Source organism: Bacillus sp. RB3 (genome assembly GCF_030164735.1).
GTDB lineage: Bacteria > Bacillota > Bacilli > Bacillales > Bacillaceae_G > Bacillus_A > Bacillus_A cereus.
Genome location: NZ_JASNGE010000065.1, coordinates 1 through 9,168 on the forward strand (window position 1 = coordinate 1; position 9,168 = coordinate 9,168).

The following is a 9,168-nucleotide window of genomic DNA, read 5'->3' on the forward strand; positions in this document are numbered from 1 at the left end:
AGGGCTTACTGATATATTTAATTAACTTTCGTTATAATTGGTTAAATAAATCGTAACAGTTAGTTACCCTTTCGTTTTCTCAGCGGACTGCACAACATCAACTGCCGCTTTCACATCCGCTAAGTCATATGTAGAATGGACTTTCATAAAACGTAATTGCTCATTTTCTACTAGACGAATTAAGTGACGAAACGTCTCCTGCCATTTATATGCTGACACATTTTTATTCCAATGTCGTAAATGAAATATGTTTGCGTGTACTTTTGCTTTCGTGACAATCTCGGCCCAGTTCACTTGTATTCCTGATAGAAGACCGATCGTTAAAAAATGCCCGTTTGGACGTAAGGAGAAAGCTAATTCATTTCCATCCGGTCCTCCGATGGAATCAATCGCAGCATCCGCACCAATCCCGTTTGTTAATCCCATAACAGTTTCATAAAGCGGGGCAGTGGAAGTATCAATTACATATGCAGCACCAAGGCGCAGTAATTCTTCTGTATGCTTATTATTTCTTGTAACGGCAATTAATCGGAAATTTAAAATTTGGGATAACTGCGCAAATAGATGTCCAATAGCGGACCCACAAGCATTCACTAATAAAACATCATTACGCTGTAAGTTTAACGTTTCTGTACAAGTAACCCACGCTGTAAGGGGATTAATATACATTTGTGCCGCTGTGAAATCATCAATGGAATCAGGAATAGGGACTACAAAATCAGCTGATGTCTTCACATATTCTTGCCAAGTACCTTGCCCGCGTAACGGTAACACACGTTTACCGATAAGCTCTCTAGAAACAAAAGCTCCTACATCTTCTACAATACCAACACCTTCATAACCAGGTATGTTAGGTAAAGGGATTCTATGTGCGTACGCTCCGGTTATTGGAATTAAGTCAGATGGATTAATTGGTCTAACTAGCATACGAACGAAAACTTCATTATCTTTTAGTGGTTCTATATTTTTATATTCAACTTGTAATACGTCTTTTGGATTGCCAAACTTATGAAATTGAATGCATGTTCCAAGCAAAGTAATTTGCCCCCTTAGTTTGATTGGGTTTATTATAGCATTTTTAGTTTGGGTGGTTACTTTGTTAGTGATAAATAGGGTTTTTAATTTACGTATTTATCAGAATTTTATAAAATGTGTATATAACTATAAAATGGGGGGATTTCTTCATGTGTACTAGTTTGACATTACAAACTAAAAATTTCCAACATCTTTTTGCGAGAACAATGGATTTCACATTAGATATGAATCAGGAAGTAATAATCATTCCTCGGCGTTATCAGTGGAACAATATAACTGGTGAAACTATCCGAGCGAAAAAGGCTGTTGTCGGAATGGGAATTAATCATGAAGGAAGGGTCATTATGGCGGACGGAGTAAATGAAGCTGGTATGACGTGTGCCACTCTCTATTTCCCGGGATTCGCTACTTATAGTAACAGTATAGATAACCATAAAACGAATTTAGCGCCATTTGATTTTGTGGCTTGGAGCCTCACGCAATTTAATTCTGTTGAAGAGTTAAAAAAATCTGTTGATAACATTTCCCTTATAGATATACCATTACCAGTTTTAGGAATTACCCCACCGCTACATTGGATTTTAGCAGATAAATGGGGAGATTGTATTGTACTTGAGCCGACAACTGATGGACTAAAAATGTATGACAATCCATTAGGAGTGATGACTAATAGTCCGGAGTTTAATTGGCATTTACAAAATTTAAGACAATATATTGGACTTAAATCGCAGCCATTTGCGCCAACGGAGTGGGGAGATGTACCATTAAGTGCTTTTGGCCAAGGTTCAGGAACGATGGGACTTCCTGGAGATTTTACCCCGCCATCAAGATTTGTGCGGGCAGCATATGGAAAACAAAACATTCAAGGTATAGAGAACGAAGAAGAGGGGATATCTGCTATTTTTCATATCTTATCAAATTGTGAGGTCCCTAAAGGGGCAGTAATAACAGAAGACGGAACATTAGATAATACCATCTATACGAGTGCAATGTGTATGGAGTCTGGAACATATTATTACCATACTTACGATTGTAGACAAATTATAGCTATTCATTTATTCAATGAAAATTTAGATACAGCTGAGATTAAAACTTATCCGTTTCAGCGGAAACAAAAAATATTTTATGAAAACTAAAGAGCCCCTGAAAAAGCGAGATTGATAAAAACACCTCCATTTAATTTGCATACTTAGTATGCGAATTTAGGAGGTGTTTTTTATTATATGCCACTATTCGGATTCGTTTTATTTTTTACTTTTCTATTAAGCCGAAGCTCTCTTCATTCTCTCAAGTAAACTAGACAACACATGCGTACGATACGATTCTAGTTTTTTACCTTCATAAGTACGGATACCTAATTTTTTAAGTTCTTTTACATACCAACCTTTGCTTCCGAAATACATGTGATCGCTCCCCTTCAACTTTGTTTTATTTATTCTGATTGCATATGGAGGTACAGGTAATATAATGAAGGAAATGAATTTCGCGCGAAAATGGTTAACTTTGTTGCAAAAGACATATATACTAAAGATAGTATACAACGAGGTGGACAAGACGTGATTATAGAGAAGCACGAAATTCAAATTGACCAAATTACGAGCGGTAAAGTGAATATCTTTACTTTCTATCGAAATAGAAAGCAAATTGATGATCATTTTTTACGATTACAAGAACCATCGCTTACAGCAAACTACTTCTTCCATTTTCATTTTGATGCAGAGAGCTTGCATCTACTGCAGAAAGAGTTTCCGAGCGTATATCCGTACGACGGTAGTGAAACGATTCACGACTGGACGGAAAAGATGAAAGCAGAGTTGCAACATCAGATCCAAACAGGTAAATGGAATAAACGCGTACGTATCGGTAATCGTATTCTAGATGTGGTGTTTACGTGGTGTGACGAAGATATAGTAGAGTGAAAAAGAAGCGGATGACGCTTCTTTTTTTAGCGCTGGAATAAAACGAGCTTACCTGCAGTAGATGTACAGCGATGTGTTTTTTCATACAATCCTTTTTCTTGTAAGATAGATTCACCTTTTGCTTTCGCTTCTTTTTCAGTTGCCGCCTCGAATGATTCGTCTAATGCTTTTGAACCATCTTTTTCAAAGACTGTTAGAACGTATACTCCCATGAAAATTCCCTCCAATATTTAAAATCAGAATCTTATAATTATTTTGACATAAAATGCTACAATATGCAAAGAAATATATGACATTGCGTGGTAAAATAGAATGAAACTTTAATCATCGAGAATATTTTTATTCTCGATGATTATTAGTTTTCAGCGATTTAAATTTTGATAAAATGAAACTTTTGAAAGATAGAAAGGATCGTTATTTGTGAAACAAGTAAAGTTTATACATGCGGCTGATTTGCATTTGGATAGTCCGTTTAAAGGGATGGAGATGAATGTTACGCAGTCTGTTTGGGAGAGAATGAAGCAAAGTACGTTTGAATCATTTGAGCGTATTGTTGATAAAGCGATTCAAGAGCGCATTGATTTCGTATTACTAGCTGGGGATTTGTATGATGCGGAGACGAGAAGTTTGAGGGCGCAAGTGTTTGTGCGTGAGCAAATGAAGAGACTTTCGCAATACGATATCCCTGTTTTTATTATTCACGGTAACCATGATCATTTAGGGGGAAGCTGGGCAGCAATTGAGTTTTCGGAAAATGTTCATGTATTTACTGAGCCTTATGTAGAAGAGAAATCATTTTATAAAAATGGTGAGCTATTAGCTTCTATTTATGGTTTTAGTTATTTGCAGCAAGCGGTAACGGATAATATGACAGCGCAGTATACGAAAATGAGTGATGCGCCTTTTCATATTGGTATGCTTCACGGAAGTGTGGAAGGAGATGCAGAGCATAATCGCTATGCACCGTTTCAAATTCGTGAGTTGAAAGAAAAACAGTTTGATTATTGGGCTCTTGGCCATATACATAAACGTGAAATTTTATCAGAAGAACCATACATTATTTATCCAGGGAACATACAAGGTCGTCATCGTAAGGAAACAGGCGAGAAGGGTGCATACCTTATTGAACTTACGAAAAAAGGATCGCAGTGTTCATTTTTCCATACGGCAGATGTTGTATGGGACGAAATCGAGGTTGGTATTGATGGACTTGACACTGTTGATGAACTTATGACAAGCATATCTACTGCGATGAATGAATGCCGAAGAGAAGAGGAAGGTACGCTATTAACTGTCGTATTTACAGGACAAGGCCCACTTTCACCTTATTTGCGCGACGAAAAGCGTGTGGAAGAGATTTTTCACATTTTAGCATCTGGAGAAGAGCGAAAAGATTTCGTATATGCGATGAAGTGGAAAAATGAGACGGTTTCTTTTGCGGAAATCGAACGTTTGAAAGCGGAAAATCATTTCGTCGGTAGTGTGCTAAAGGAGTTAGAAGCTTTCACTAATATGGACGGAGTATTGCGCACTATTTGGACATCTCCTGTAGCGCGTAATAGTATTGAATCTTTTACAGAAGAAGAGAAGAAAGAGATTCAAAAGGAAGCAGAAAATATTATTTTAGAACAATTATTCCAGCAAGAGAGGGATAAAAAATGAGAATTGAAAAACTCCATATTTATGGGTACGGAAAATTAGAAAATGTGGAAATGGATCTTTCCTTGCTGACAGTGTTATACGGTGAAAATGAAGCGGGGAAATCGACAATTCGCTCATTTATGAAAAGTATTTTATTCGGTTTTCCGACGAGAGGACAGCGCCGTTATGAGCCGAAAGAAGGCGGGAAATATGGCGGTGCGATCACTGTGCAAACAGAGCAGTACGGTCGTTTGAAAATTGAGCGATTGCCAAAGACGGCAGCTGGCGAGGTGATCGTTTATTTTGAAGACGGGAAAACGGGCGGAGAAGAAATTTTAAACGATATATTAAGCGGGATGAATGAAAGTTTATTTGAATCTGTCTTTTCATTTGATATGCATGGCCTTCAAAACATTCATCAGCTCGGCGAAGCGGATATTGGCAATTATTTATTTTCGGCAAGTGCAGTCGGAAGTGATGCGCTATTGCAGTTAGATAAAAAGCTAGAAAAAGAAATGGACCAGCGCTTCAAGCCGAGTGGTCGTAAACCAGAAATTAACGTATCATTGCAAGAGATGAAGAAGCTGGAAGAGAAGAGGAAAGAGTGGCAAGGGAAAATTGGCACGTATGAAAAGCAAGTGGAGCAGTTAAAAGAAAGTGAAGAGAAACTTGCTTCTGTTCGCGTGGAAAAAGAGAATGCAGAAAAGCGGAAGCAAGATTATGAAATATTAGCAGCGCTTGAGCCTCTCGTTATTGAAAAGCGTGCGCACGAGAAAGTGTTAGAGAACGAGAGCGGGCAGTTTCCTGTAAACGGAATGGCGCGTTATGAAGCAATTAAGGCGAAGATGGAGCCGCTTCAATTACAAGTTGATTCGCTCCACAAGAAAATTGAGACAGTGCAATCGGAAATTGCCTCGATTCAAATAGATGAAGAGTTTTTACAAAAAGAAAGTTATGTAGAAGAACTTCGTATGCAGCATATGTCTTACGAAAATGCACGCCAAGAAATGCGTGATTTGACAGGAAGTATTACGAATATAAAAGAAGAACTGGCAGAACTAGAGCAACAAATTGGTGCTACTTTTGAAAAGGAAACAGTTCTGTCGTTTGATATGAGTTTGGCAACGAAAGAGTTAATTACGCAAACAGTGCAAAAGGCGCGTGAATTAGAAACGCAAAAAGCACAGCTTGATGATCGTTTTAAAGTAGCGCAGGAGCAATTAGAAGAACAAGAAGAGAATATAAGACAGATTAAGCAACAAATGTTAGCGGATGAAGAGCGAAATGCGTTAGCTGAGAAAGAGAAGTCGTTCCAAGATGCGGCGTTTATCGGTATGGGCGCAGAGAGAATGAAGCGCAAGTACGAGGAAAAAGCAGGAGCGGCTATGCAAAAGAAAAAGCAGTGGCAAAGAGTTTGTCTTCTGTTACTCCTTATTAATACAGGCATTTTATTCACGAGCTTATTTATAGACAATCGCCCGCTTTTATTTATTAGTGTCATCGTATTTGTAGGGATTGTTCTCGCCCTTGTTTTATATAAAGATCCATCAAGCGGATTACAAGAAGAGCTTCTTACTCTTCAGCAAAGTGCCGGCGGGAGACAAAGTGAAGAAGCGATGTCTGTACGCTATGAGTTAGAAAAAGATGAAGAGATTCGGAAGTTATTTGAGCGCGAGTCTTATAAGTTACAGCAGTTGGAACGAGCGTATGATAAAGTCGTTTCATCGTATGAGGAATGGGAGAGAGAAACGTTCCAGGCGGGAGAACAAGTCGATGCATATAAAACGCGCTATATGTTTCCTGAATTTTATACGTATGCACACATATTGCCGGCGTTTGAGCGTATTGAAAAAATGCAGCAATTATATCGGGAGTTAGAGAAGCAAGGTACGCGAAAATCTTCATTATATGAAATGATTTCGCAATTTGAACATAAACTAGAAACTGTTATCGGTAGTGCGGAGTATAGTAAGCTACACGAGGCACAAAGCCGTATGCAAAATGAGAAAGAGAAGCGCCAAACTTGTAAGCAGTTAAAAGAAAAACTGGCGGAATGGCAAGAAGAATATGAGTTTATGCAAGAACAATTAAAGCAATTACTAATAGAACGAGATGGTTTATGGCATATTGCAGAGTCTACAGATGAAGAGATGTTTTTAGAAGCAGGTAAACTGGCGGAAAAACGTGAGGATGCAGAAAAACAAGTGGGGCGTTTATTACCGCAAATTGATCTGTTGGAACAGCGTTTAACGAGTTTATCATTAGCTGAACATTATGAAGCTGACGGTTATGAAGAGAAATTAAAGAGAGAAATGACAGTCGTGCAAAACTGTCTGGCGCAAGAGAAAGAATTGACAGAGCGTATTGCGAAACATCGTATGGAAATTGCGAATTTAGAAGAAGGTAGTACGTACGGCGATTTAATGCATGAATGGGAAATGAAAAAAGCGCAAGTGCGTGAACAAGTGAAGAAGTGGGCTGCTTATGCGGCCGCAAAGACAGTGTTAACGAAAACGAAGCACTATTATCATGAAGTTCATCTTCCTCGTATTTTACAAAAATCAGAAGAGTATTTCGTCTATTTAACAGGCGGACGCTATAGTAAAATCTTTTCACCGTCAGAGGCAGAACCGTTTATCGTTGAACGTAACGATGGTATGCGTTTTTACAGTCATGAACTAAGCCAAGCGACAGCGGAGCAGTTATATTTATCGCTGAGATTTGCACTCGCGAAAACATTCGAACATGATTATCCATTTATTATTGATGATAGTTTCGTGCATTTTGATGCGGTAAGGACGAATCGTACGATTGAACTTATAAAGGAAATTGCAAAGGATAGACAAGTCATATTCTTTACATGTCATGCGCATTTACTCGCGTATTTTACAGAAAAACAGATTATAAAATTAACACATATGCGTAAAGAAAATGAGTTGTAGTGTGCTATACTAAAAGTAACTGATTTGGTGGAGGAATTCGAATGAAAAAGAAAATTGCAGAGTATGAAGTTGGTGAACAAGTCGATATTTTCTTGTTAATTAAAACAGCGACAAAAGGTATCGCAAGCAATGGAAAGCCATTTTTAACAGTAATCTTACAAGATCCAAGTGGAGATATTGAAGCGAAGTTATGGGACGTATCACCAGAAGTTGAGAAACAATATGTAGCGGAAACAATCGTTAAAGTAGCTGGTGACATTTTAAACTACAAAGGACGTATTCAATTACGTGTGAAACAAATCCGAGTTGCGAATGAAAATGAAGTAACAGATATCTCAGACTTCGTAGAAAAAGCGCCAGTGAAAAAAGAAGATATGGTCGAGAAAATTACGCAATACATATTTGAAATGAGAAACCCGAACATTCAGCGTCTAACAAGACATTTATTAAATAAGCATCAAAACGAATTTTTAGACTATCCAGCAGCGACAAAGAACCATCACGAGTTCGTATCTGGACTAGCTTATCACGTCGTATCAATGCTTGATTTAGCGAAAGCTATCTCAAATCTATACCCATCGTTAGATAAAGACTTACTATATGCAGGCGTTATTTTACATGACCTTGGTAAAGTAATCGAACTATCTGGCCCAATTTCTACAACGTATACGTTAGAAGGAAATTTACTAGGCCACATTTCTATTATGGTGAACGAAATTGGTAAAGCAGCAGACGAATTGCAAATCGATGCAGAAGAAGTATTAATTCTTCAACACATCGTCCTTTCTCACCACGGAAAAGCAGAATGGGGTAGTCCAAAACCACCATTAGTAAAAGAAGCAGAAATTCTGCATTACATCGATAACTTAGATGCAAAAATGAACATGATGGACCGCGCATTAGGACGCACAAAACCAGGCGAATACACAGAGCGTGTCTTTGCACTTGATAATCGTTCGTTCTATAAACCGACATTCCATAATTAATAGTGTGAATCGAATGGCCTCATTAAGTGTTAATACGCTTAGTGGGGCTGTTGTATAATGATAATAAAGTTATTGAATTTTGATTATTAAAAGCTAAGAGCCTTACTACATTCTACGTAGCAAGGCTCTTTAAAGTTGTTTCAAATTACATCCATCTGTCCGTTTAAGTGTAACTATTCGTAATTATTTGATATTATACAGGTGAATAGAAAGATACATTAAAATTTAGTTTCGTAGTTGTAAAAGGAGGTTATTTATCCAACATTAACGGGCAGTAAAACTCCCACCTCAAAATTTGGCTGGAGCAAAGAAGTTAGGTGGGGGTCGGGCTGCCCGTAAACGTCCGATTGGTGAGGGCTGATAATCAGTGGGGGGGAAGAAAACCCCCACTGATTAAAGTTTCACTTTATTAAAAATGAAATAAAATAGTTAAGAAGTACGCATAGGTGTAACGAAGAACTAATAAAACATATCTTGCCACTAGAATGGGGGCATATCAACTTTTAAATTGAGTACCGCCAGCATTTCAGAAAAAATATGTTAAGCAAAAAATACAATAAGCTGTCCATATGGGCAGCTTATTTAGTCGGGTAAGCGGAGGGCATCGCTGCCCCCAACTCCCCTCAGAACCGTACGTGACAGTTT

At 38.0% G+C, this 9,168-nt stretch carries 8 protein-coding genes; 5 read left to right on the forward strand and 3 right to left on the reverse strand.

The window, feature by feature from the left end; all coding sequences use genetic code 11:
• Window positions 1-63: 63 nt before the first annotated feature.
• Complete coding sequence (locus tag QO049_RS29940) at window positions 64-1,035, reverse strand: zinc-dependent alcohol dehydrogenase family protein (RefSeq protein ID WP_246962229.1); 972 nt, start codon at window positions 1,033-1,035, stop codon at window positions 64-66.
• 149 nt (window positions 1,036-1,184) lie between these two features.
• On the opposite strand from QO049_RS29940, the gene QO049_RS29945 reads away from it, so the two are divergent.
• Window positions 1,185-2,171 (forward strand): choloylglycine hydrolase family protein, encoded by a 987-nt coding sequence (locus tag QO049_RS29945; RefSeq protein WP_000337593.1) that lies wholly within the window; start codon window positions 1,185-1,187, stop codon window positions 2,169-2,171.
• Window positions 2,172-2,297: 126 nt separating this feature from the next.
• Here the strand turns inward: QO049_RS29945 and QO049_RS29950 are convergent, their stop codons facing one another.
• Window positions 2,298-2,438 (reverse strand): YflJ family protein, encoded by a 141-nt coding sequence (locus QO049_RS29950; RefSeq protein WP_000273537.1) that lies wholly within the window; start codon window positions 2,436-2,438, stop codon window positions 2,298-2,300.
• 153 nt (window positions 2,439-2,591) lie between these two features.
• Here QO049_RS29950 and QO049_RS29955 point away from each other — a divergent pair, with 153 nt between their 5' ends.
• The gene (locus tag QO049_RS29955) at window positions 2,592-2,954 is read left to right on the forward strand and encodes a hypothetical protein (RefSeq protein WP_000582785.1); all 363 of its coding nucleotides are present in this window, start codon (window positions 2,592-2,594) and stop codon (window positions 2,952-2,954) included.
• A 26-nt stretch (window positions 2,955-2,980) separates the two neighbouring features.
• On the opposite strand, the gene QO049_RS29960 is transcribed toward QO049_RS29955, so the two are convergent.
• Window positions 2,981-3,166 carry a YhzD family protein gene (locus QO049_RS29960; RefSeq protein ID WP_000539552.1) on the reverse strand — a complete coding sequence of 62 codons (186 nt, stop codon included), beginning with the start codon at window positions 3,164-3,166 and terminating at the stop codon, window positions 2,981-2,983.
• 208 nt (window positions 3,167-3,374) lie between these two features.
• Here QO049_RS29960 and QO049_RS29965 point away from each other — a divergent pair, with 208 nt between their 5' ends.
• From QO049_RS29965 to yhaM, 3 genes are read left to right on the forward strand one after another with little or no spacing between them, the layout of a single operon-like run.
• Window positions 3,375-4,616 (forward strand): metallophosphoesterase family protein, encoded by a 1,242-nt coding sequence (locus QO049_RS29965; RefSeq protein WP_246962231.1) that lies wholly within the window; start codon window positions 3,375-3,377, stop codon window positions 4,614-4,616.
• Window positions 4,613-7,537 carry an ATP-binding protein gene (locus QO049_RS29970; protein WP_246962238.1) on the forward strand — a complete coding sequence of 975 codons (2,925 nt, stop codon included), beginning with the start codon at window positions 4,613-4,615 and terminating at the stop codon, window positions 7,535-7,537. The genes QO049_RS29965 and QO049_RS29970 overlap by 4 nt, the downstream gene beginning before the upstream one ends.
• A 41-nt stretch (window positions 7,538-7,578) precedes the next feature.
• Window positions 7,579-8,523, forward strand: coding sequence for a 3'-5' exoribonuclease YhaM (gene yhaM / locus QO049_RS29975; RefSeq protein WP_000726639.1), 945 nt, complete (start codon window positions 7,579-7,581; stop codon window positions 8,521-8,523).
• Window positions 8,524-9,168 lie beyond the last annotated feature (645 nt).

Excerpts from the sequence above, each read along its gene's own strand:
- QO049_RS29945 (WP_000337593.1), top strand. The coding sequence starts at position 1,185 with ATGTGTACTAGTTTGACATTACAAACTAAAAATTTCCAACATCTTTTT.
- QO049_RS29950 (WP_000273537.1), bottom strand. The coding sequence starts at position 2,438 with ATGTATTTCGGAAGCAAAGGTTGGTATGTAAAAGAACTTAAAAAATTA.
- QO049_RS29960 (WP_000539552.1), bottom strand. The coding sequence starts at position 3,166 with ATGGGAGTATACGTTCTAACAGTCTTTGAAAAAGATGGTTCAAAAGCA.
- QO049_RS29970 (WP_246962238.1), top strand. The coding sequence starts at position 4,613 with ATGAGAATTGAAAAACTCCATATTTATGGGTACGGAAAATTAGAAAAT.
- yhaM (WP_000726639.1), top strand. The coding sequence starts at position 7,579 with ATGAAAAAGAAAATTGCAGAGTATGAAGTTGGTGAACAAGTCGATATT.